Below are 23,378 nucleotides of genomic sequence, written 5' to 3' on the forward strand. Positions count from 1 at the left end.
GGAATTTAGTCATGGCAAAACCTGCTGCTCGTCCTCGTAAAAAAGTTAAAAAGACAGTGGTTGATGGCATCGCCCATATCCACGCGTCTTTCAACAACACCATCGTGACCATCACCGACCGTCAAGGTAACGCCCTGTCCTGGGCTACCTCCGGTGGTTCGGGTTTCCGTGGCTCCCGTAAGTCCACTCCGTTCGCCGCTCAGGTAGCAGCTGAACGTGCTGGCCAGGCTGCCCTGGAGTACGGTCTGAAAAACCTCGACGTAAACGTCAAGGGTCCAGGTCCAGGTCGTGAGTCTGCTGTTCGTGCTCTGAACGGCTGCGGCTACAAGATCGCCAGCATCACCGACGTGACGCCAATCCCGCACAACGGGTGCCGTCCGCCGAAGAAGCGTCGCGTGTAATCCAGGAGACAGTAAGAAATGGCACGTTACATTGGTCCAAAATGCAAACTGTCTCGTCGTGAAGGCACCGATCTGTTCCTGAAGAGCGGCGTCCGCGCTCTGGAATCCAAGTGCAATATCGAAGCAGCACCGGGTATCCACGGCCAGCGCCGTGGCCGTCAGTCCGACTACGGCACCCAGCTGCGTGAGAAGCAAAAAGTTCGTCGTATCTACGGCGTGCTCGAGCGTCAATTCAGCGGCTACTACAAGCAAGCCGCCAGCCAGAAGGGCGCCACCGGCGAAAACCTTCTGCAGCTGCTCGAGTGCCGTCTGGACAACGTCGTTTACCGTATGGGCTTTGGTGCCACTCGCGCCGAGTCCCGCCAACTGGTTTCGCACAAAGCGATCTCGGTCAATGGCCAGACTGTAAACGTCCCGTCCTACCAGGTTCGTGCAGGTGACGTGGTTGCAGTTCGCGAGAAGTCGAAAAACCAGCTGCGCATCGCTCAAGCCCTTGAGTTGTGTGCCCAGCGTGGCCGCGTTGAGTGGGTTGAAGTAGATACTGAGAAGAAGTCTGGCACTTTCAAAAGTGTTCCGGCTCGCAGCGATCTCTCCGCCGACATCAACGAAAACCTGATCGTCGAGCTCTACTCCAAGTAAGGGCTAGAAAGTAGGTGCATCCATGCAGATTTCGGTAAATGAGTTTCTGACGCCCCGCCACATTGATGTGCAGGTCGTCAGCCCAACCCGCGCCAAGATCACGCTCGAGCCTCTCGAGCGTGGTTTCGGCCACACCCTGGGCAACGCGCTGCGTCGCATCCTGTTGTCCTCCATGCCTGGCTGTGCAGTAGTAGAAGCCGAGATCGACGGTGTACTCCACGAGTACAGCGCCATCGAAGGTGTTCAGGAAGACGTTATTGAAATCCTGCTCAACCTTAAAGGTCTGGCTATCAAGCTGCACGGTCGTGACGAAGTTACGCTGACCTTGTCCAAAAAAGGTTCGGGGGTGGTTACCGCTGCCGATATTCAGCTGGATCATGATGTCGAGATCGTGAATCCCGAGCACGTAATCGCGAACCTGGCGTCCAACGGCGCCTTGAACATGAAGCTCGTTGTAGCTCGTGGTCGCGGTTACGAGCCGGCTGACTCGCGTCAGAGTGACGATGACGAAAGCCGCAGCATTGGTCGCTTGCAGCTGGATGCTTCGTTCAGCCCGGTACGTCGTATTGCCTACGTGGTGGAAAACGCCCGTGTCGAGCAGCGTACCAACCTGGACAAGCTGGTCATCGACCTGGAAACCAACGGTACCCTGGACCCGGAAGAAGCTATCCGTCGTGCCGCGACCATCCTGCAACAGCAGCTGGCCGCGTTCGTGGATCTGAAGGGTGACAGCGAGCCAGTCGTTATCGAGCAGGAAGACGAGATCGATCCGATCCTTCTCCGCCCGGTTGACGATCTGGAGTTGACTGTGCGTTCGGCAAACTGCCTTAAGGCGGAAAACATTTACTACATCGGCGATCTGATTCAGCGCACCGAAGTAGAACTGTTGAAGACTCCGAACCTGGGCAAGAAGTCCCTGACCGAAATCAAGGACGTCTTGGCCTCCCGCGGTCTTTCCCTCGGCATGCGCCTCGACAACTGGCCGCCTGCAAGTCTTAAGAAGGACGATAAGGCCACGGCCTGATCGTCGTAATCACCGAACGTAGAGTTTCGGTAAGGAATGAACCATGCGTCATCGTAAAAGTGGTCGTCACCTAAGCCGCACCAGTTCGCACCGCAAGGCCATGTTCCAGAACATGGCGGTGTCGCTGTTCGAACACGAGCTGATCAAAACCACCCTGCCGAAAGCCAAGGAACTGCGCCGCGTTGCCGAGCCGCTGATCACCCTGGCCAAGGAAGACAGCGTTGCCAACCGTCGTCTGGCCTTCGACCGTACCCGTTCGAAGTCCGCCGTAGGCAAGCTGTTCAACGACCTGGGCAAGCGCTACGCCACCCGTGAAGGCGGCTACCTGCGCATCCTCAAGTGCGGTTTCCGCGCTGGGGACAACGCGCCTATGGCCTACGTTGAGCTGGTTGACCGTCCGGTCGGCGGCGTAGTTGAAGCTGCCGAATAAGGTCTGCTTCGATTTACAAGAAACCGAGCTTAGGCTCGGTTTTTTGTTGTCTGGTGGTTAGTAAAAACCTATCAGGCGGCTTTGGTTAATAAATTGGCCCGTCTCGCTGTAGCTCCGGATACTTGCTCTCAACCGGCCCCTTCCGGATTGCATGCTAGATGGAGAACAACAGATGAGTGATACCTTAACCCTGACCACCGCCAGCGGCGCACCAGTCGCCGATAATCAGAACTCCCGCTCTGCCGGCCCGCGTGGCCCGCTGTTGCTCGACGATTTTCACCTTGTGGAGAAACTCGCCCACTTCAATCGGGAGAACATCCCCGAGCGCCGTGTACACGCCAAGGGTTCAGGTGCTTACGGCACTTTCACAGTCACTCAGAACATTACCGGCTTCAGCTGCGCCAAACTGTTCAGTGAGGTCGGCAAGCAAACTCCAATCTTCCTGCGCTTTTCCACCGTAGGCGGTGAGCGTGGCTCGGCAGACACTGAGCGCGACCCGCGCGGCTTCGCCGTCAAGTTCTACACCGAGGAAGGCAACTGGGACATTGTTGGGAACAACACGCCGGTGTTCTTCATCCGTGATCCGCTGAAGTTCCCAGACTTTATTCACACCCAGAAGCGCCTGCCACAGAGCAACCTCAAGAGCTCACAGATGATGTGGGACTTCTGGTCGCACTCCCCCGAAGCGCTACACCAGGTCACCATCCTGTTCAGTGACCGCGGTATCCCAGATGGTTACCGGCATATGCATGGCTTCGGTAGCCACACCTATAGCCTGGTGAATGCCCGGGGTGAGCGGGTGTGGGTCAAGTGGCACTACAAAACTCAACAAGGGATCAAGAACCTCGCTCCCGCAGAGGCTGCACGGATCGCTGGCACCGACCCGGACTACGCGCAGCGCGACCTCTTCAGCGCGATCGAGCGAGGGGAGTTCCCGCGCTGGACGGTCTGCATGCAGGTGATGACCGAAGAACAGACTAATCAGCACCGGGAAAATCCGTTTGATGTGACCAAGGTATGGTCGCAAAAGGAATTTCCGTTGATCGAAGTCGGCACGCTGGAACTGAACCGTAACCCCCTTAATTACTTTGCAGAAGTTGAGCAGGCAGCCTTCGGCCCAAGCAACATGATCCCGGGTGTAGGCTTGTCTCCAGATCGCATGTTGCAAGGGCGGGTATTCGCTTATGCCGATGCTCATCGTTATCGTGTGGGCACTAACTTCCAGCAACTGCCGGTGAACGCGCCATTGGCACCAGTTAATAATTACCAGCGCGATGGCGCCATGCGTTTCGGTAGTAATGGCGGCCCACTGCCTAACTACGAGCCCAACAGCTATAGCCAAGCGCCGAAACAGGTACCTGCCTACGCGGAGCCGCCCCTGTCCATCAGCGGTGCTGCCACCCGGTACGATCATCGTACCGACGGCGATTACTATAGCCAGGCCCGTGCCCTGTTCCGGCTGATGAGTGGCGAGCAGCAGCAGCTGTTAATCAACAACATTGCCGGTGCCATGCAAGGGGTCACTGAGGACGTGGTGCGGCGCCAGCTGCAGCATTTCTTCATGGTTGACCCGGCCTACGCCGGAGGTATTGCCGACGTGTTGGGCGTATCGCTGAAGTAAGTCGAAACGAGAAGAAGAACCGCCCTCATTTAGGCGGTTTTTCGCTTCCGGTTAGCGGGTTTTTGCAGAAAATCGCGATTTATTGCCGTTGCTGCATCGACCCCGGCACGGCATTGGTTCACACTAGGCTTCTGTCAAAAGTTAAGAGAAGTGGGCCATGCAAGGTCATCCAGATGTCATCGACTACCTCAATACGCTGCTGACCGGCGAACTCGCGGCCCGCGATCAGTACTTCATCCATTCCCGCATGTATGAAGACTGGGGCTTTGCCAAGCTGTACGAACGCATCAATCACGAAATGGAAGAAGAAGCCGGCCATGCCGATGCTTTGATGCGGCGGATTCTGATGCTCGAAGGCACGCCGCGCATGCGCCCAGACGATCTCGACGTGGGCACCACGGTGCCAGAAATGCTCGAAAGCGACCTGCGCCTCGAGTACAAGGTGCGTGCAGCGCTTTGCAAGGGCATCGCCTTATGTGAGCAGCATCGGGACTACGTCAGCCGGGACATCCTCAAGCTGCAGCTCTCGGACACTGAGGAAGATCACACTTACTGGCTGGAGAAACAGCTGGGTTTGATCAAAAGCATCGGTTTGCAGAATTACCTGCAGTCGCAGATGGGTAACTAACGCTCATCTTTCATGGCCCCGGGTCGCGGGCCTGCCCGCTCCTACAGCGCTTGCAGGAGCGGGATTGCCCTCAAACCTTATCCCGCTCCAGCAGCGGCTTAAGGTACTTCCCGGTATAAGACTGCGCCATCTTCGTCACTTGCTCCGGCGTGCCGCAGGCAATGATCTGCCCGCCGCGCGAACCACCCTCCGGCCCCAAATCGACCAACCAGTCCGCCGTCTTGATCACATCAAGGTTGTGCTCGATCACCACCACGGTGTTGCCGTGGTCGCGCAGGCGATGAAGTACATCCAGCAGCTGCTGAATGTCGGCAAAGTGCAGGCCGGTGGTGGGCTCGTCCAAGATATACAGCGTTTTGCCGGTATCGCGCTTGGATAACTCACGAGACAGCTTCACTCGCTGCGCTTCGCCACCTGAAAGCGTGGTTGCTGATTGCCCTAGCTTGATATACGACAAGCCCACATCCATCAGCGTTTGCAACTTGCGAGCAAGCGCCGGCACCGCGTCGAAGAATTCACGGGCTTCCTCGATGGTCATTTGCAGCACTTCGTCGATGCTCTTGCCCTTGTAGCGGATCTCCAGCGTTTCGCGGTTATACCGCTTGCTCTTGCACACGTCGCAAGGCACATAAATGTCTGGCAGGAAGTGCATTTCCACCTTGATCAAGCCATCGCCTTGGCATGCTTCGCAGCGGCCGCCCTTGACGTTGAACGAGAAGCGCCCTGGGCCATAGCCGCGGGCACGGGCTTCCGGAACGCCGGCGAACAACTCGCGGATGGGCGTGAACAGCCCGGTATAGGTCGCCGGGTTGGAACGCGGCGTGCGGCCGATCGGGCTCTGATCGATGTCCACCACTTTGTCCAGGTGTTGCAGCCCATCGATGCTGTCGTGCGCAGCGGCCTCGAGCGTGGTAGCGCCATTGAGGGCCGTGGCGCTGAGCGGGAATAGCGTGTTGTTGATCAAGGTGGACTTGCCCGAGCCAGACACGCCAGTCACGCAGGTCAACAGCCCGATGGGAATCTCCAGGTCAACATTGCGCAGGTTGTTTCCGCGGGCGCCCTTGATGCTCAGCGTAAGCTTTTTGTCGCGTGGGGTACGTTTGGCCGGGTACGTGATTTTCTTGCGGCCAGATAGGTAAGCGCCCGTGAGCGAATCCGGATGGGCCATGACCTCATCGGGCGTGCCCTCGGCGACGATGGCACCGCCATGGACCCCCGCGCCAGGGCCGATGTCGACCACATAGTCGGCGAGGCGAATAGCATCCTCGTCGTGCTCGACCACTATCACAGTGTTGCCGATGTCGCGCAGGTGGTTGAGTGTGGCGAGCAAGCGGTCGTTGTCCCGCTGATGCAACCCAATGGACGGCTCATCGAGGATGTACATCACCCCCACTAAGCCCGCGCCGATCTGGCTGGCCAGGCGGATGCGCTGCGCTTCACCGCCAGAGAGGGTGTCGGCGCTGCGGTCGAGGGTGAGGTAGTCCAGCCCTACGTTCACCAGAAACTGCAGGCGTTCGCGGATCTCCTTGAGGATTTTGTCAGCGATCTCGCCCTTGCGCCCCGTCAGCTGCAAACCGCCGAAATAATCCCAGGCTTCGCCGATCGGCAACCCGGTGACCGCAGGCAGCGTTTTTTCGCCCACCCACACGTGGCGGGACTCCCGGCGCAGGCGGGTGCCGCGGCATTCCGGGCAGGGTTGGGTGCTCAGGTACTTGGCCAGGTCCTCGCGTACGCTGGCCGACTCGGTTTCCCGATAGCGCCGCTCCAGGTTCGGCACTATGCCCTCGAAGGGGTGCGAGCGCCTGACGATATCGCCGCGGTCATTGAGATATTTGAAGTCCACGTTCTCGCGGCCGCTGCCGTACAGCAACAGCTTTTGCTTCTCCGCGGGCAATTCGCCGAAGGGCTTCTCGAGGCTGAATTTGTAATGAGTGGCCAGCGACCCCAGCATCTGGAAGTAATATACGTTGCGTCTGTCCCAGCCGCGGATAGCGCCTTCGCCCAACGTCAGCTCGTTATTGACTAGCCGCTTGGAGTCGAAGAACTGTTTGACCCCAAGCCCGTCACAGGTGGGGCAGGCACCGGCCGGGTTGTTGAAGGAGAACAGCTTGGGCTCGAGCTCGCTGATCGCATGGCCGCAAACAGGGCAGGCGAAACGAGCGGAGAAAATGATGTCCTCGCCGGTGTCGCCCTCATCCATGGGGGCGACCAGGGCGATGCCGTCGGCCAGCTTTAGCGCGGTTTCGAAGGATTCGGCCAGCCGCTGCTGCAGGTCCGCGCGAACCTTGAAGCGGTCTACCACCACATCGATGCTGTGCTTTTTCTGCTTGTCCAGCTTCGGCGCTTCGTCCAGCTCATGCAGCTTGCCGTTGATGCGAGCCCTCACAAAGCCCTGGGCGCGCAGCTCTTCCAGCACACCGAGGTGCTCGCCCTTGCGTTCGCGGATCACCGGCGCCAACAGCATCAGCCGTCGCCCTTCGGGCTCGGCGAGGACCAGGTCGACCATCTGCGACACGGTCTGCGCTTCCAGCGGAGTGTCATGGTCCGGGCAGCGCGGAGTGCCCACGCGAGCGTAAAGCAGGCGCAGGTAGTCGTAGATCTCGGTAATGGTGCCAACGGTAGAGCGTGGGTTGTGCGAAGTGGACTTCTGCTCGATGGAAATCGCCGGGGACAACCCCTCGATGGTGTCGACGTCCGGTTTTTCCATCATCGACAGGAATTGCCGCGCGTAGGCTGAGAGCGACTCCACATAGCGCCGCTGGCCCTCGGCATAAAGGGTGTCGAACGCCAGGGAGGACTTGCCCGAGCCGGAGAGGCCGGTGATGACGATCAACTTGTCGCGCGGGAGGGTCAGGTCAATGTTTTTCAGGTTGTGGGTGCGTGCCCCACGAATCAGGATCTTGTCCAAGGCGGCCTCGCTCGGCGGGCATAAACAGGGAAGTATACGGGGCGGGCCGGGCAAACTGCACTTTCCGGCGCGCTGCGGGCCCAAGGGGCCAGGTCAACGTGGCACTAGCCATGAAGATCCGTTCATGTGGCATAGCGTCACTCAATGTGCCGTTAAACGATCGGACTGGTAGAATCTCGGCCGGTTCACACGAGGTATATCCATGCAAGATCTCCACAGCGAACGCATGAGCGGCGGCGAAACCCGTGCCGCCGCCGGCCTGGCGCTGGTGTTCGCCTTTCGCATGCTGGGCATGTTCATGGTGTTGCCGGTGCTGGCCACCTATGGCATGGACCTGTCTGGCGCCACGCTGCCGCTGATTGGCCTGGCCATTGGCGCCTATGGCCTGACCCAGGCGGTGTTGCAGATCCCCTTCGGAATGATCTCCGATCGAGTGGGCCGCCTGCCGGTGATCTATGTAGGCCTGGTGATCTTCGCCATCGGCAGCCTCGTCGCTTCCCAGGCCGACAGCATCTGGGGCGTGATCTTCGGCCGTGTGCTGCAGGGGGCCGGAGCGATCTCCGCGGCGGTCATGGCGCTGCTCTCGGACCTGACCCGCGAGCAGCACCGCACCAAGGCCATGGCCATGATCGGCATGAGCATCGGGCTGTCCTTTGCCGTCGCCATGGTCGTCGGCCCTTTGCTCACCCGTGCATTTGGGCTTAAAGGGTTGTTCTTCGCCACCGGGCTGCTGGCCCTGCTGGGCATGCTCATCGTCGCCTTCGTAGTGCCGCGTTCCACCCGGGTGCTACATCATCGCGAGTCCGGTGTGGCGCGCCAGGCCATCGGCCCAACCTTGCGCCACCCGGACCTGCTGCGCCTCGACGCGGGCATTTTCATCCTGCATGCCATCCTGATGTCGAGCTTCGTCGCCCTGCCGCTGGCGTATGTGCAGCGCGCGGGCCTGCCCAAGGAGCAGCACTGGTGGGTGTACCTCACCGCTTTGTTCGTTTCATTCTTTGCGATGGTCCCGTTCATTATCTACGGCGAAAAGAAGCGCAAAATGAAACGCGTGCTTCTGGGGGCCATCATCGTATTGGCGTTGGTCGAGCTGTACTTCTGGGCCTTCGCCCAAGGCCTTGCCGCCCTGGTGATCGGGACCGTAGTGTTCTTCACCGCATTCAACCTGCTTGAAGCCTCACTGCCGTCGCTGGTGAGCAAGGTCTCGCCAGCAGGGGGCAAGGGCACCGCCATGGGGGTTTATTCCACCAGCCAGTTCCTGGGGGCGGCGCTGGGCGGGATCCTCGGTGGGTGGATGTTCGAGCATGGCGGCTTGAGTGGGGTCTTCCTGGGCTGCGCGGCATTGCTCATGCTGTGGATAGCTATTGCTGTTAGTATGCGTGAACCACCTTATGTCACCAGCCTGCGCCTGCCGCTTTCGCCCGAATCGGTGCGTGATGTCGGGCTGAGCGAGCGGCTGATGGCCGTCCCAGGGGTGACAGACGCCGTGGTGGTGGCCGATGAGGCCGCTGTTTACATCAAACTGGATACGAAAATTTTGGATCGTACTGCTTTAGACGCGTTGGTAAACCCGCGCCAGAGCACGTGCGACGCCTAGGAGAACGTTATGGCCCGCGGGGTTAACAAAGTCATACTGGTCGGCACTTGCGGTCAGGATCCTGAAGTACGCTACCTGCCCAACGGCAACGCGGTGACCAACCTGAGCCTGGCCACCAGCGAACAGTGGACCGACAAGCAAAGCGGCCAGAAGGTAGAACGCACCGAATGGCACCGCGTTTCCCTGTTCGGCAAGGTTGCGGAAATTGCCGGTGAATACCTGCGCAAAGGCTCGCAGGTTTACATCGAAGGCAAGCTGCAGACCCGTGAGTGGGAAAAAGACGGCATCAAGCGTTACACCACGGAAATCATCGTTGACATGCAAGGCACCATGCAGTTGCTGGGCGGCCGGCCGCAAGGCGACCAGCAGGGCCAAGGCGGTGGCAACTACAACCAGCAAGCGCCTCGCCAGCAAGCGCCACGGCCACAGTCGCAGCCACAGCAGTCTCGCCCTGCGCCGCAGCAATCCGCGCCGCAGCAGCCGCCAGCTGATTTCGACAGCTTTGATGATGATATTCCGTTCTGAGGTCCATCTTGCAGGTTTGAAGTTTGACCGAGCCCCCGCAATGCGGGGGCTTTGCGTTTTTACAGCTGTTTAAAAGGGCTGGAATAATTCTTCTAATCAGGACGTAAGGGGTGGCGTTACTTAATAAAGCCTTTGAAAGTTGTTTTGTGAAAATAAAGTTTCAACAAAGCTTATAAGAACTCACCACTCCTTATTGCCATTTTATACATCCGCATTCCTCTCCTGAGCTACAGTTCTCAGGCGCTTCTCGTCTGCACAGCCCGCAGATGTCGTCGGAGTGCATTGGAAAACAAACGCATAGACAATAACTTCAATGCAGGATGTTTTGCCTGACGCCGCTCTAACGCCTAACGCGTTGGGCGCGGCAAGCCAGGCCCAAGGAGAATGGAATGGCAATTTTCGATTACAAAGGGCAAGACGCCCGCGCGCTTATCTCAGATGCCTGGAACCTCGCCACCTACACCAGCGGTGTCGCAACCGTGGGCGCACTCTACAACATACCTGGGGCGGTGCTGGGGGAGGGCAACGCCTTCTCTGTGCCTAAAGGCTGGCGTGAGATCAGCGCTACTGAGTTGAATGTTGATAAAACCCATCTGGACCTGACGGGAAGCTTCACTGGCGGGGATGTCGCCGGGGCTCAGGCCAGGGTATTTGGGCAATATGACGCCAACGGGCAACTCACCAAGTTGGCGTTTTCCCCTGCCGGGACCAATTCGTTGGTTGACCTGGCCGGTTGGCCCGCGATGATCGACAACTCCTACATCCACGGCTTCGATTATCTGCTGGAAGCCATCAAAAGCTACGCCACTGACCACCATTTGACCGGGAAGGACGTTTTGGTGACCGGCTATAGCCAGGGCGGTGCTGTAACCAACGGCATGTTCCTGGGCAAGGACACCCTGGCCGGCGGCTTCTTCAAAGACTCGGACTACTTCGGCATGGAGTCGCCCAAAGTCGGCAACGACAATGGCATCTTCAACTTCGGCTTCGAAAACGACATCGTGCACCGGCTTACGGGCGAACAAACCAACGTGGGCAGCGCGGTCATTGGTGCCCTGCATGGCACTGACACTAGCTACGCCTCCACCACGGACAACATCGTGTTGTTCGACACCCTTTATGCACAGTCCGCCTGGCCCTACGGTCCGTTCTCCATCGCCAATCTCACGGGCTGGGCGGCGCATATCGAAGGCCTGTTCATCAACCCGATCCAAACCATCGGCCAGTCAACGTTCTACAACTACATCGAGCGCGACAGCACGATCGTCATCAGTAACCTGGACCCGATCAGCCGTGGAGTTACCTGGGTGAGCGATAAAGCCAGCGCCACGTCCAACCACTACGGCGCGCCTGCATTCCTGCTCGGCACCGCCAGCGGCGACAAGCTGCAAGACGGCAGCCACGATGACTTCCTCGATGGGTTCGCCGGCGATGACAGCTTCAGGGTCAGCACCGGGACGGACATAGTCGCGGCCGGCACGGGCGACGACCAGGTCTTTCTCAAAGGTGCCGCTTCCAACTACGAAGCGGTCAGGCTTAGTGACGGCACCTTGTTCCTCAATGACACCACCGGGCAATACGGGCTGAAGGAACTGCATGGCGTAGAGCACGTGGAGTTCGAAACGGCCCTGGCCACTGCCGCCGGCCAGTTGCCGCTGATCGGCGGCGTGCTCACCGGCGTAGGCCAATTGCTGACCCCGGCTTACACCGTGACCGACGGCAAGCTGGATTACGAAGGCTGGTTCGGCGCGGACAAGGCCTATGACAAAGCCCTTGAAGGCAGCGCATCGGGCGACACGTTGAACGGCACCAAGGGCCGCGATCTGATCTTCGGCCAGGCAGGCAACGATCATCTGTACGGCGGCGCCGGCAATGACCTGCTGCACGGGGGCGACGGCAACGACACACTGCTGGGCGCCAGTGGCGACGACCAGCTGTATGGCGGCGCCGGTGCCGATTCCCTGGTGGGTGGCCAAGGGAACGATCTGCTCAGTGGCGGGGTGGGCAGCGACGTGTTCATTTTCGACCAGCCAGGCTTCGGCCACGATCGGATCACCGACTTCAACATTCATCAGAACGGTACGGACCTGCTGGTATTTTCCCGCTCCACCTTCGCTTCCACGGACGCGGTGATCCACGCCGCCAGCCTGCAGGGTAGCGATACCGTAATCCAGGCCGGCGACAGCAGCGTCACCCTGGTCGGTTTCAACCCTTCGCACCTGAGTGCGGACATGATCAGCCTGGTGTAAAAGCCGCCTGACCAAAAACCGCTGACCGCCCGGCGTTCAGCGGTGCCTGATTTACCGCTGGCCATCGCCTGGTCAGGTCGTATCGGCCTTCTGCTTCGCAAGGCGGTTAGCGTCAGCGCTTGGCTTCCTGAGTGCCCAGCAACTCGCGGATGTTATCTACCACGCTGCTGTCTTTGATCACCTCGCTCAGCCAACCCTCGAGCGGCATGTTGCCCCACTTGATCGCGCGCTCGATCAGGTACGGCACCGGGCTGTGCGGTTCACTGTTCTTGAAAAATTGCGCCGCATTGGCCAGCAAGGTAAAGGCCTCTTCGCGGCTAGCGGGCGTAGTGCGCAGCGGAGCGGGCAGCGTGCCTTGGGCCGCCTGGACCGCCTGGGCCGGCGCTGTGTCGGCGCTTGAGGATATGGCGCTGTCGCGGTCGGCCGCAGGGGCAGGCGTTGAGGTCGGCTCCAAGCCGCGTTCGCGCAGCAAGCGTTCGACCAGAAGGCCGGTGCGAAGAAGGATGTCAGCCAGTGCGGCAAAACTGGGCGCCTCGTTGCCGAACAACGCGTCCACCACGCCTTGCAACCGTTCGCAGGCCTTCAGGCAGGCACTGACTTCTGCCGCCTTCTGGCGAAGGTAATCGGAGTCCGTCAGCACCACTGAGCGCTGGAAGGTCTCGGCGTTGATCTTGCCTTCGTCGAGGGCGGCCTGCATGGCCTTTGGGTTTTGCAATGCGAGGTTTTCCACATGGCGGGATTCCTCATAACGCAGCAAGCCGAAGTGTTGCCCTTGGGTAATGGGCAACTCACCCACGACCTCGGCCAGCGTAGTGTTCAGCCAGGCCAAGCGGGCCGTGCGCTCTTCGAGGCCGTCCTCGAGAGATGGAAACAGGCCGGGCCAAAAAAGCTCCAGCAACTGTTCTACAAGGGTCAGGCCGAAGGTGATGCCGGTGAATTGATGCTTGTGCGCCAGCCCTTCGCTGAGCCATGCGGCGAGCATCAGGTCCTTGCTTTGCCGGGCCAGGCCCTGGGCAGCCAGGGTAACGGTCAAGTCCCAGTCCGAGGCTTTCAGGTCGGTTTGCCAGTCGCCTTGGGTCAGGTAATGGAGGTCTGCTCGGCGGGCTTCCTTGATCTGGTCGAACAGGGTGGAAAAGCTCAGATCCTCGCCGGCTCCGCCCTCGATAGGCGCGGTCAATTCGGCCAGGGATAGGTCGTTGAGAAAGTCAGGCATAACGTGCTCTGCTCAGTAATGAAGAACACCGTGCCCTCAAGAAAAGGGCACGGTGCCGGTTGCGGGCTGCTGCTGCCGCCCGCGTTACACGGTGTACGGAACATGGCTGGGCGCGGTCAGCCGGTGTTCAGGCCTTTTGTTCCGCGCCCTCGCTCCGTACGCGCCGCAAGGCTTATGCAAAGACCTTGTTGGCGGTGCGGTCCCAGCCGCCGGTAACTTGGCCGCCACCTTGGCCATCGGTACGGCTTTGCTGGGTGTAGGTGGTTTTGATACGAGCGAAGTTGAAGCTGATTTCTTCGATCGGCAGGTCGCTGATGGCCTTGTCTTCGCCGGTCTGGTTGCCGCCCGCGATCGCCTTCACCGACGACACGATGACTTCTTCCATGTTGATGGTCAGGTAGGTCACCTTGTCGCCGCCCGCGCGGTTAACGTTCAGCTGCAGCTTGGCGATGTGAGTGCCTTTGCAGCACGCCTCAAACAGCTTGGCCGAGGCTTTGTCCACAGCCTTGCGAATGGTGAAGTCGCTCAGCGCAACGCGTTCGGAGGACGCGCCACCGGTGGAGCTGGCAGTAGCCGAGGTGGCTTGGGTAGCGCCGTACTCATAACCGAGCACTTCGATCCATCCTTTGTGTTTTTCGTCCAGAACTTCCCCTGGGATGCCCTCGATTTGAATATAAGCGTCAAATGCCATTTCTAACTTCTCCTTTTTTTCATTTAAAGGCGAGGGGCCTGTAACCGGCCGCCGCCTTCATTACGCCTTCTTGGGATCACCAAGAGAGGTTCGTTGCCGCGCCCTGGTCTTCTGTTCAGAAACACCCAAGCGCTGATTACTTGCCCTTGACGTGCGCTCAGTTGAGCGCGCGGACTTCAATTTCCACTCGCCGGTTAGGTTCCAGGCAGTCGATCAGCTGGGCCCTAGGCTGCTGCAGATCACACTGAACCAGCGGCTTCTCGCTGCCTTTGCCAATCGCCACCATCAGCTCGGCGGGCACGCCTTTGCCGGTCAGGTAGGTCTTGATGGTCTGTGCCCGCTGCCGGGAAACCTGCAAGTTGCCCTGGGGGTCGCCTAATTGGTCGGCATGCCCGGCGATGATGACTTTGCCGATGTTGGGGGTGTTGAGCAGCTTGCCGGCGATGGCGCTCAGCTGGTTCTGGCCCTCGGTTTTGAGGCTCTGGAAGTCGGCCCGGCCGAAGGCGAACAAGGTGTCCGATTCCAGCGTGATGGTCTCGATCGAGCGCAGCGACTGGCTCAATAAGCTGTCTATGTAATTGCGCGAGCTGGAGATCAAGAAAGCGTTGTCGACGATACGAGGCACATCCGTTTCGTGGATCTGCTCGCTGTAGAAGTCGATCTGTCGGCTGGCGAATTCGTAGTCCTGCCGCGCGTTCACGCTGCTCGCCACCTGGCGGGCAATCGCCGGGTACCAGTAGTCAGGCATCCTGGCTTTGAGAAACGCCGGGTCGGCCTGTTCGCGCTGGGCACGGGTGAGCATCACATAGGTGGCCAAGGTGGCCTTGCCGAAGTCAGCCACCGATTGGGCCCTGTTATCGGCCGGCAGTGCCTTGGGTTCCACGCTGTCCAAGCTGGTAACTGGCTGCAGGCCCTTGGCGGTGCGCTGGTACACCTTGATGGTGGGCAGCAAGGCAAGGGAGCGGGTGAGGTTGTCGGCCGTGGGCCGCAGCATTACCTGCTCGAGCCTGGCGAAATAGCGCTCACGCAATAGCGGCTCCACGGCGTGCCCTTGGTACAGCCCCATGCGCAGCGTGAGCGGCACGCCGCCGTCATGGTGCTGGGCATAGTAGTGCGCGCTCCAGAAGCGCAGGCGGTCGAGGGTTTGCCAAGAGGTGTACTGACCCTTGGTGGCGCTGTCCGCGGTGGCGGCATCCGCCAGCTCGGTACGGATCGCCAGAAGGCTTTGCGTGTTGTTCCACCATGCCCAGCCCCATAGGCCGCACAACACCAGCGCGGCAAGGCTGGCGCCGCCGATCCTCGCTGCCTTGCGCCGTTGCGCCTGGCGGTTGCAGGTGTATAGGCCTACCAGGTGCTGGTCGGCAATGACCACCTTGCGCAACAGCCCACTGATGAACAACGGGCGAGGCTGGCCTGCGGCACTGCCCTGCGGTGGCTCGGTGGCCAGCGAGAAACGCTCGATGACTCCCTGCACATGCACGCCTGTTTCCGCGTGGTTACCGTCCAAGGCGCTGGTGAGATAGAAGCCACGCAGCAATTCCGCGCCCTGGTACGGGTTGGCTCGCAGCAGGGTGTCGACGAACCGCTGCAACCGAGGTTTGAGCGCTGACAGCTCCAGCGGCAGGCGGTAGAGGGCTGGATCTTGGCGAGTGGCCTGAATGTCCTGAAGCGCCAGCTTGTGCGCGGTCACTTGTTGCCAATAAGTGGCCAGCTCATCCATGGCCAGGCCGAAGCGCACGCTCCAGTCGGTGTGCTCATAGCCCTTGTGGGAGAACGTCTTGCCCAGTGCCTCGTCACGGGCAGCAGTGCTCAGTTGCCCATAGAAGGAAGCGAAGCCCGGTATCAGGTCGCACTTGGTGAACACCAGGTACACCGGCAGGCGCGCCTTGAGCACCGTTTGGGTTTCCTGAAGGCGCTCGCGCAGGCGCTTGGCGATACGGGCCTGTTCGTCTCCGCTGCGGTGCAAGATGTCCTCGATGCTCACGGCAACGATCAAGCCATTGAGCGGTTGCCGGGGGCGCTCCTGGCGCAGCAGTTGGAGCAGGCCTCGCCATTTGCCGGCGGCTTGCGGATCTTCCATATAGCGCCCGGCGGTATCGAGCAACACCGCCTCGGCGCTCAATAGCCAGTCACAGCTGCGCGTGCCGGTGGCCGCTTGTACCGGGGCGCGTTCGACGTAAGGAAAGTTAAGCCCGGACTGCGCCAGCAGGGTGCTTTTGCCTGCGCCCGGCTCACCCATCACCAGGTACCAAGGCAAGGCATAGAGCGCATCCCGGGGGCTTGAGCCACCGGGTGCCGTGCTGTGCAGCCGGGTGACAGCCTGCCGTAGCCGCTCGCGCAGCTCGCTGATCTCCTCGCGGTCCGCAACACTGGCATTGAGCACCACTTGCTCGGCATCGCTATGCCGCAAGTGCTCCAGGCCAGGATGGCGAGACACGCCACGGTAAAGCAACAGCACATACCCCGCCGATAGCAGCAGGAACACGCCGACTCCGCTGAGCAAGCTGTTGAGCGAGCCAAACCCCAGGGCACGCCCCAGCCCCCATACCGCGAAGGTGGTCAGGAAAAAAACCGCCCCTAACAGGTACGGCTGATAGCGCAAGCAGTAGTACTTGACCTTGTTCATACAGGCGTCACATCCGGTGCGTCGGCGCAGCGGCCGAGCACCCCATCAAAAGTGCGGTCCATTTGTTGGCTCACTTGCTGGGCCCGTCCGCCTGGCTGAGCGCACCCAGCGCCTTGACGTTCGCCAGGTCAGTGAGCTTCACGCCGCCATAGTTGCGGACCGTGAGGCTCACTGGGCCATTCGCCGTGTTCCAGCTCAAACGCTGTTGAATGCCATCCAGGTCTTCTACGCGGGCGCTGTCGCTCATGCGCAGCAGGCCCCAGCGGCCCGGATAATCGAACACCGTAATGCGCTCGCCGGTCAGTGTGATCACATCCAGCCGTGCTCCGGGCGTGGTGGTGGTTCCCGGCCAGGAGAAGCGATTCCAGCTGGCCTTGCCGTTGCGGTAGTGCTGCACCTGGCCGTCCAGGGTGAAGAGGATGTCGGTGAAGTAGGCCGACGGCTGCAGCATGATTTCGAAGCCATTGTCACGGTCGGACAGGCTGGCGATGACCTGGCCCAAGGCGCTGGCCTTGTCGATGCTGGTGACCAGGTTCGGGTTCACCAGCGGCGCGGCCTTGCCACTGCCGGCGCCCAGGCCTTCGCCACCGGCCAGGTTGCCGATTTCGTTGCGTTTGAAGCTGGGCAACAGGCCGGCATCGGGGTCCACGAAGCGCTGCAGGTCCTTGACCGAGGCTTCGTTGTCGCTGCCGCTGGCAATCGGGTAGCGATGAGCGAGCACCTGGTCCCATGGCTTGGCAATCTGCTGCGCCCAGGCTTTGCTGATCTGTTCTCCAGCGGGCGCGCGCAAGGTTTCCCAGGTGTAGCGGATCGGCAGGCTGAACAGGCCTTGCAAGGCGCTGGCCAGGCCGTCCTGGCTGGTGTCCACCGCGGCTTCCACGTAGTTGCGCACCGTGGTCACCTCAGAAGGCTGGCCTTCGAGCGTTTCGCTGATCAACTGCTTGCTGCTTTTACCTACATCCTGGGAGCGCTGGATGTTGTTCAGGCGCACCTTGAGCTTGCGCAGCGCAGCCAGGTAACGGTCCATCACCGTGCTGTCGGCGCCTTCGGCGTTCTGCGCGGCGAACATCCGCGAGACCGACTCGAAGCGCTTGGCCAGGCTGCCGTCATCCACTGCCGGCAGTGGCGATATCGACAACTCCGGCGACGCTTCCTGCGCCTCGAAGATGCCGCTGACCTTGCTCCAGAACCCATCAGCGCGCTTGATCCCGGCGGGTTCGGGGCCGCGAGGGGCGGGCAGGTCCCACTGGGTGTTGTCGTTGACCGCCGCCAGCAGGTTTTTGACCGGGGCATTTTGCACGTCGCTGAGCAACGACAGCCGTTGAATGGCAGTGCTCATGTCATTGAAGGGGCGCACGGTGACGCTGTTGATCAGCGCATACCAGGCCGCGGCATAGTCGCGTTTGTAGCGGGCCATGAACTCGCGCACGAAGTTAGCCTTCTGCACCACGCTGTCACCGCCTTCGCCATCTAGCACCCAGTCGGTTTCGTTGCGCAGGTTGCCCGAGACCAGTTTGATCAGCTCAGGCTTCACGAAGGTTTCCCAGCCTTGGCGCGTGTAGATCGCCGGAACGACCTCGCCACCGGCCAACAACTGCCGGCCGGGCTGCGGCACCAGGTCGGCCATCCCCAGGGGTGGGAACTGCCGGCTGGCTTCCAGTTGCAGGCGCAGGTACTCACGATCCACCAGCGAGCTGGAAATCATAAAGTCCTTCAAGCGCTCGCGGGTTTCGCTGACCAGTTGCTCGTTACGCGGCAAGGCGGGGGCTTGGCCATTGCCCAGCAGCGCCAGATAGATAGGTGTGTTGGCGCGAATCGCTGCGTCGCTGACAGGGCCGTGTTCGCTGGCCGTGCTGGCCCAGGCCGCCGGTAGCGTGGCGGCGACGAACTCGGCCTCCGGATGCGCCTGGGGTTGGGTCAGCACCAGGTAAAGCTTCAGCGCGTTATAGGCATCGATGACTGATGCCACTTGCTGTTCGTTAAGGCGCCCGAGCATGGCTTCGGACAACGACAGGCCGCCACTGGCCGGCTGCACAGCGTCGCCGCCGCTGGCCGGTTTGCGCAGGGCCGCCAACGTATCGCCGCGAGCCTGGCCAACACTGTTTTTCACCATCACGCCCAGGCGCGCGGTTGCATCGCTTGGGGTGCGTGCAAGGCTGCTGAATGAACTGGGCCGAGTGGCGCCTGCGGCGAATGCCCGCGCCGCTTGCCCGAGCACTTCCTGCCCCGGAAGCCGAGGCTGGGTGCGGGCCTTGGACGGAACAGGCGCAAAGCTGTCCCGGTTTTCCAGTGCGGTGGCGAAGTCATTGAACTGGCGCATTTGCATTTGCAGCTTCAGGGCAATCGGCTCCAATGCCTGGCTACGCAATTGGCGCAGGTAGGCCTGTTGCGTAGCCGGGTACAGGTCGTCGCCGCGATAAAGGCCAGCGCTGAGCCGCAGCGGAACGCCTTGCGCGCGGTAATGCTCCATCGTCGCCAACGGGGCCCGCAGCAGCTCCAAGCCTTGCCCGGAGGCCAGCCGTTGGTCGCGGTCTGGCGCCTGTTGCAGCTCAGTCAGTGGCTGGTGCAGTGCCGCCAGCCACTGCCGGTTGTTCTTGAACGCCAGGCCCTGCCAGCCGACCAACGCCAGCCCACCAAGCACGGCCGCGGCAATGACGGCCGGGCCCACTCCCCGAGCGCGGCCCGCCCGCCACTGATAAAGCGACAGGTCGCTGTCTGGGAAAATCACCCGGCGGAAGGTATCGGTGATGAAGTAACCGCGGTCGCCTGCTGCCCGGCCGCGGAGTTGCAGCGGCTCGCCCAGGTCATTCGCCGGTTGCAGCGCGAAGGCTTCGGCGATGCCGTCTTCGTACACGTGGCGCAGATGGTCGCCGGTCTGCAACGCACTGGTGAAATATAGCCCGCGCAGCAACAAGGGCATCCGCTGCGGGCGCCGCTGGGCGAAAGGCTCCAGTAGCTGTTCCAGCACCGCCGCCAATTCGGCGAAGTAGTTCGGGAAGCTCAACAGTGCGCTGTCCACATCCGAGCCCAGGGCGGCCACCCGCGCGTCCACATGACGCTCAATGTGCCGCTGCAAGTTGGCGAGCTTGGTGTCGAGCAGCGTGTGCACGTTCTCGGCGCGGAACTCATTAACGCCGAAGGTCATGCCAAGCGGCTGCTGGCGCTGATCGTTATCGAGAGCGGCGAAGGCCTGGCTGAAGCCCGGCAGTTGGTCGGTCTTGCTCAGCATCAGGTAGATCGGCGGGCTGACCTGCAGGCAATCGGCGTAATCCTCCACCCGAGCGACCAGCCGGGTGGCCAGGTCGCGGCGCTCGGCGGCGCTGGCGGCGAGCAGTTCCGGCAGGCTCACTACCAATACCAGGCCATTGATCGCGGCTTTGCCACGCTGCTTTTTGAGCAATCGCAGGAAGGCCGCGAACTCGCTGGCCGACTGGTCGTCCCGAAGGTAACGGCCGGCGGTGTCGATCATCACGGCTTCGGGGCTGAAGTACCAATCGCAGTGGCCGGTCCCGGTATCGGTCCCGGTCCCGCTGTCACGGTCGCTAGCGCCGCTGGCGAGGCTGGCCGATAAGCCGGAGCGGGTGAGCAGCGAAGTTTTGCCTGCGGCGGACGTACCTATCACCAGGTACCACGGCAGGTCATAGAGGGCCGCGGACCCGCCACCACCCGCCGAGCGATGGGTGCGCAGCATGGCGATAGCATGCTTGAGCCGGTCGCGCAGCACTTGCTGGTCGCGGAGCTCGCCGGCGGCCGTGAGTGAGCGATCGACTTCACGTTGAACCAGGTTTTCCAGATTGTGTTCGGTGCGGATGCGCCGGTATTGGCGCAGCACGATGAGCAACAGGTAAAACGCGCTGACGATAGCCAGCGCTTCGAGCCTATAAGGGCGCAACCCACTCAACCGGGGGGCCACCAGCCAGCAGGCGAGGAGGCTGGCCACCCACATCACGGGCACGAGGAACCAGAAGCTTTTCAACAGGCGCAGTAGTGTTTTCATGTCTTCCTGACTCGGCGGCTCAGTTGCCGAACAGTTGGTTGATCTGTTCGGCCAACGCGGCAACGTCCTTGCCCAATAACCAGTCCAGGGTGAGGTAAACCGTCAGGCACACCAGCGCTACCAGCGCTAGATACACCCACAGCGGCACTTCATGGCGGAGCATGTGCGACACCGGGTCTGGCAGTGCCCAGTCCGGCGATAGCGCGCTGGGCGCCTGGCGGTAGCGGGCGATGTCCTGGCCCAGCGAATTGGCCAGGTAGCGCAGCTGGTCTTTCTGGCCGAGGCTGAACTTGCCCTCGAAGCCCAGGGCCAGGCACAGGTGATACACCTCGAGCACGTCCAGGTTTTGCCGGACGTCAGCCCGCAGCGCCTCGATCTTGTCGAAGAAGCCTTCGCCGGCCAAATGAACCTGAAAGTAGTGGAACTGCATGGGCCGCAGTTCAAAATGCCGGCGCAGCTCGTTGTCACCCGCGCGCAGAACGCTTTCGTCAAGGAATGCGCATAGCGCGTACTGGGTATCGCGGACCTGCTCGGCGCTGTAGTGGGCAGCGCGCGCATCGCGCTCCAGGTTGTTGAAAAAGGCCTCTACGCTGGCCTCGAAAGCAGCGATCGAAGTGACCTGCCGGCCTTTGCGCATGATCAGCGCCATGCTGACGAAGTCTTGTACGAGGGTTTTCAGGCTCGGCCTGTCGGTTGCGGCCGTCACGGCGCCTTGCATCACGGCTTCGGTCATTTGAGTACTGCCATCAGTTCAAGCTTGAGGTTGGTAAACGCGCTAGGGGCGTAGAACGAAACGGCCTGGGCTTCCATCATTCGCTGATACACCCGGCCATGGGGTTCGATGGCGAAATAATGGTTATCCAGGCGCAGCGGAATGGCGTTGGGCAAGCGCGGCGCATGGCGCAACGAAGCGCCCGGCATCGCGCTGTTGACCACTACCTCGATATCTTCCGGCGAACCGACCTTGATCGCCCGCGGCACCAGCTCAAGCAGGATGGAGCCGGGCATGTCGGCATGCACGCACAGGTAGAAGTCCGCCTCGACCAGGCGCGGGTCCAGCAACTGCCCTTGCCAGTAAGACGGCTTGGCCTGGCTCAGTTGGATGACCACGCACTGATCGGGGATCACATTGTCGAGCAGGTCGCGAACCATCTGGTCCAGGCGCATCAGCGAAGCGGCCGGGTCATGGTGGTCATACGAGGGAATGGCGCTGAGCGGGGTGTCCAGCGAGAACGTCAGCAGGCCGCCGGCCAATTCGGCAAGGAACAGGTACAAGCGCTCGGGATGCAGGCGCGGGTGTGCCAGCAGGTGGGCCAGGTTCGGGTACGCACGGTTCACGGTGTTGAGCAGCCAGAACAGCGAAACGTCGCTGGAGCCGAATTCGGCGATCTGATCCGCACGCTCACGACGGCGACTCGAAAGCATCTTGCTCTTGGATTGCAAGGCACCCAGCAGGCGCTTGCCCAGGTCCAGGAGGCTGCCGTGGGCGCTGATATGCAGCGCCGGTGGCACGAATTCCGTGGCCAGGTTGAACCCACCAGTGTTGTTGCGTGAGAGCCGGGCAATGGGGCAATAGCTGTAACCATCCAGGCTGTCGCCGTCGGCCAGCATCACCACGTTCAGGCGCAGGCTGGCGATTTCGTTTTCCAGGTCGCCCTCGTTCAGGTCCGGCAGGGTGTCGAACTGCTTGCGAAAGCGTCTGCCGCCCTTCTGTTCATGGCCGTCTTCGAGGTAGTTCAGGCCGTATGGCTCGGGGAGTTTCAGTGCTGCATAGACCTTGAAATCGTTGCCCTTGAGCAGGTCCTTCAAGTCTCGGGCAGCCGGCAGCGGGTCATGCTGTGGCGCATCGAACAGGCTGCCGTCAGGGAACACCAGCTTGAGCCGCGTCAGTTGCAACGAGCCGCCGGCCAGGGCCTGCTCGTCGACCTGAAACGCCTGCACGCCCCAGTGGAACGGCGTGCCACGCAAGGTCGCCTCGGCCAGCTGGTGCTGGTGGAATTCATCCTGGTATTGGAAATGTTGTGGCAGGAGGAACATCCCTTCAGACCACATCACTCGGCTGTGCTTGCTCATTTGGCGCCTTTCAACAGAGTGTCGGGGGACGGCATCGCGCTGGCGCCGCTGCCGCTTGCCTGGCTGGCGGCCTGCTGCACGGCAGTGTCTGCCAGGCGCTCCGCCAACGCGGGTACCGGCGACGGGGCCGGCGGCACAGGGGCATCAGCTGCGCGTGCCGCCTTTGGGGCGCTCAACACGTCCATGCCGCGCATGGCCACTACCTCGTTACGGTCAGCCAGCACGCGCAGGCCGTCAGTCGAAAACCAGATGCCATCCTTGCGCAAGGAATTGGCGTCGAACGCCACCTTCCAGCGGCCGCCGGCTTCGTCACGGAAAAATGCCGCGACCCCCACATATCGCGCTGCCTTGCTCAACGGCCATTTATCGCGCTGGCCCAGACCTGGCAGAAGGGTGAGCTCACGGCTTTCCACCAGGGTGTTGCCGAGCGCTTCGTTCGGTGCGCTCCACAGGCTGTCAGCGTCCGCAGAGGCGAAGCGTTCCAGCGAGGCCAGCTGATACACCCGCAGCACCACCGAGAGCGGCTTGCCGGTGGCGTCAGGGTTGAGCTGGTTGCCGCCGTCGGAGGTCAATACCACCTGCTCGTTATCGGCATACAGCATGTCGCCTGCCCAGGTGTCATCGACGCGTTTGCCAACGCGATCGGTAACGCCGCAGGCTGCCAGCGTGGTGAGCAGGGCGAAGGCCGCGGTGATGCGGGCGGCCTGGGCGATGCCGGTTGTTCTTGCAGTGAAATCCATGACAACTACCTATGGA

Annotated in this window: 17 protein-coding genes; 9 read left to right on the forward strand and 8 right to left on the reverse strand. The window is 61.2% G+C overall.

The window, feature by feature from the left end; translation table 11 throughout:
• The first annotated feature begins 11 nt into the window (after window positions 1–11).
• From rpsK to bfr, 6 genes are all read left to right on the forward strand, one after another.
• Window positions 12–401, forward strand: a complete 390-nt coding sequence (rpsK, locus tag OGL93_RS20080; RefSeq protein ID WP_002555466.1) for a 30S ribosomal protein S11 — start codon at window positions 12–14, stop codon at window positions 399–401.
• A gap of 18 nt (window positions 402–419) precedes the next feature.
• On the forward strand, window positions 420–1,040 hold the full coding sequence (rpsD, locus tag OGL93_RS20085) for a 30S ribosomal protein S4 (RefSeq protein ID WP_263264683.1): 621 nt from the start codon (window positions 420–422) through the stop codon (window positions 1,038–1,040).
• Between the two features lie 22 nt (window positions 1,041–1,062).
• Entirely contained in the window at window positions 1,063–2,064 is a 1,002-nt protein-coding gene (gene rpoA, locus OGL93_RS20090) for a DNA-directed RNA polymerase subunit alpha (protein WP_040261517.1), read from the forward strand.
• A gap of 43 nt (window positions 2,065–2,107) precedes the next feature.
• Window positions 2,108–2,494, forward strand: coding sequence for a 50S ribosomal protein L17 (gene rplQ, locus OGL93_RS20095; protein ID WP_263264684.1), 387 nt, complete (start codon window positions 2,108–2,110; stop codon window positions 2,492–2,494).
• Between the two features lie 172 nt (window positions 2,495–2,666).
• Entirely contained in the window at window positions 2,667–4,115 is a 1,449-nt protein-coding gene (locus tag OGL93_RS20100; protein WP_263264686.1) for a catalase, read from the forward strand.
• A gap of 157 nt (window positions 4,116–4,272) precedes the next feature.
• A complete protein-coding gene (gene bfr / locus OGL93_RS20105; protein WP_263264687.1) occupies window positions 4,273–4,743 on the forward strand; it encodes a bacterioferritin in 471 nt (156 codons plus the stop codon).
• 70 nt (window positions 4,744–4,813) lie between these two features.
• On the opposite strand, the gene uvrA is transcribed toward bfr, so the two are convergent.
• Entirely contained in the window at window positions 4,814–7,651 is a 2,838-nt protein-coding gene (gene uvrA / locus OGL93_RS20110; RefSeq protein ID WP_263264688.1) for an excinuclease ABC subunit UvrA, read from the reverse strand.
• Between the two features lie 202 nt (window positions 7,652–7,853).
• On the opposite strand from uvrA, the gene OGL93_RS20115 reads away from it, so the two are divergent.
• From OGL93_RS20115 to OGL93_RS20125, 3 genes are all read left to right on the forward strand, one after another.
• Window positions 7,854–9,248, forward strand: a complete 1,395-nt coding sequence (locus OGL93_RS20115) for an MFS transporter (RefSeq protein ID WP_263264689.1) — start codon at window positions 7,854–7,856, stop codon at window positions 9,246–9,248.
• Between the two features lie 9 nt (window positions 9,249–9,257).
• Entirely contained in the window at window positions 9,258–9,773 is a 516-nt protein-coding gene (locus OGL93_RS20120) for a single-stranded DNA-binding protein (protein ID WP_263264690.1), read from the forward strand.
• Between the two features lie 389 nt (window positions 9,774–10,162).
• Entirely contained in the window at window positions 10,163–12,022 is a 1,860-nt protein-coding gene (locus OGL93_RS20125; RefSeq protein WP_263264692.1) for a calcium-binding protein, read from the forward strand.
• A gap of 112 nt (window positions 12,023–12,134) precedes the next feature.
• On the opposite strand, the gene tssA is transcribed toward OGL93_RS20125, so the two are convergent.
• The 7 genes from tssA to tssJ form a co-directional block, all read right to left on the reverse strand.
• Window positions 12,135–13,235 carry a type VI secretion system protein TssA gene (gene tssA / locus OGL93_RS20130; protein WP_263264693.1) on the reverse strand — a complete coding sequence of 367 codons (1,101 nt, stop codon included), beginning with the start codon at window positions 13,233–13,235 and terminating at the stop codon, window positions 12,135–12,137.
• A 172-nt stretch (window positions 13,236–13,407) separates the two neighbouring features.
• Window positions 13,408–13,926, reverse strand: coding sequence for a type VI secretion system tube protein Hcp (locus OGL93_RS20135; RefSeq protein WP_263264695.1), 519 nt, complete (start codon window positions 13,924–13,926; stop codon window positions 13,408–13,410).
• Between the two features lie 157 nt (window positions 13,927–14,083).
• Window positions 14,084–16,552: a type VI secretion system membrane subunit TssM gene (gene tssM / locus OGL93_RS20140; RefSeq protein WP_263264696.1), complete on the reverse strand. Its 2,469-nt coding sequence runs from the start codon at window positions 16,550–16,552 to the stop codon at window positions 14,084–14,086.
• 70 nt (window positions 16,553–16,622) lie between these two features.
• Window positions 16,623–20,549 (reverse strand): type VI secretion protein IcmF/TssM N-terminal domain-containing protein, encoded by a 3,927-nt coding sequence (locus OGL93_RS20145; RefSeq protein WP_263264697.1) that lies wholly within the window; start codon window positions 20,547–20,549, stop codon window positions 16,623–16,625.
• Window positions 20,550–20,568: 19 nt separating this feature from the next.
• Complete coding sequence (gene icmH, locus OGL93_RS20150; RefSeq protein ID WP_263264698.1) at window positions 20,569–21,282, reverse strand: type IVB secretion system protein IcmH/DotU; 714 nt, start codon at window positions 21,280–21,282, stop codon at window positions 20,569–20,571.
• On the reverse strand, window positions 21,279–22,622 hold the full coding sequence (tssK, locus tag OGL93_RS20155; RefSeq protein WP_263264699.1) for a type VI secretion system baseplate subunit TssK: 1,344 nt from the start codon (window positions 22,620–22,622) through the stop codon (window positions 21,279–21,281). Before tssK ends, icmH begins: the two co-directional genes overlap by 4 nt.
• On the reverse strand, window positions 22,619–23,362 hold the full coding sequence (tssJ, locus tag OGL93_RS20160) for a type VI secretion system lipoprotein TssJ (protein WP_263264700.1): 744 nt from the start codon (window positions 23,360–23,362) through the stop codon (window positions 22,619–22,621). Before tssJ ends, tssK begins: the two co-directional genes overlap by 4 nt.
• Between the last annotated feature and the right edge of the window lie 16 nt (window positions 23,363–23,378).

The organism is Pseudomonas sp. RIT-PI-S, assembly GCF_025642975.1.
Lineage (GTDB): Bacteria > Pseudomonadota > Gammaproteobacteria > Pseudomonadales > Pseudomonadaceae > Aquipseudomonas.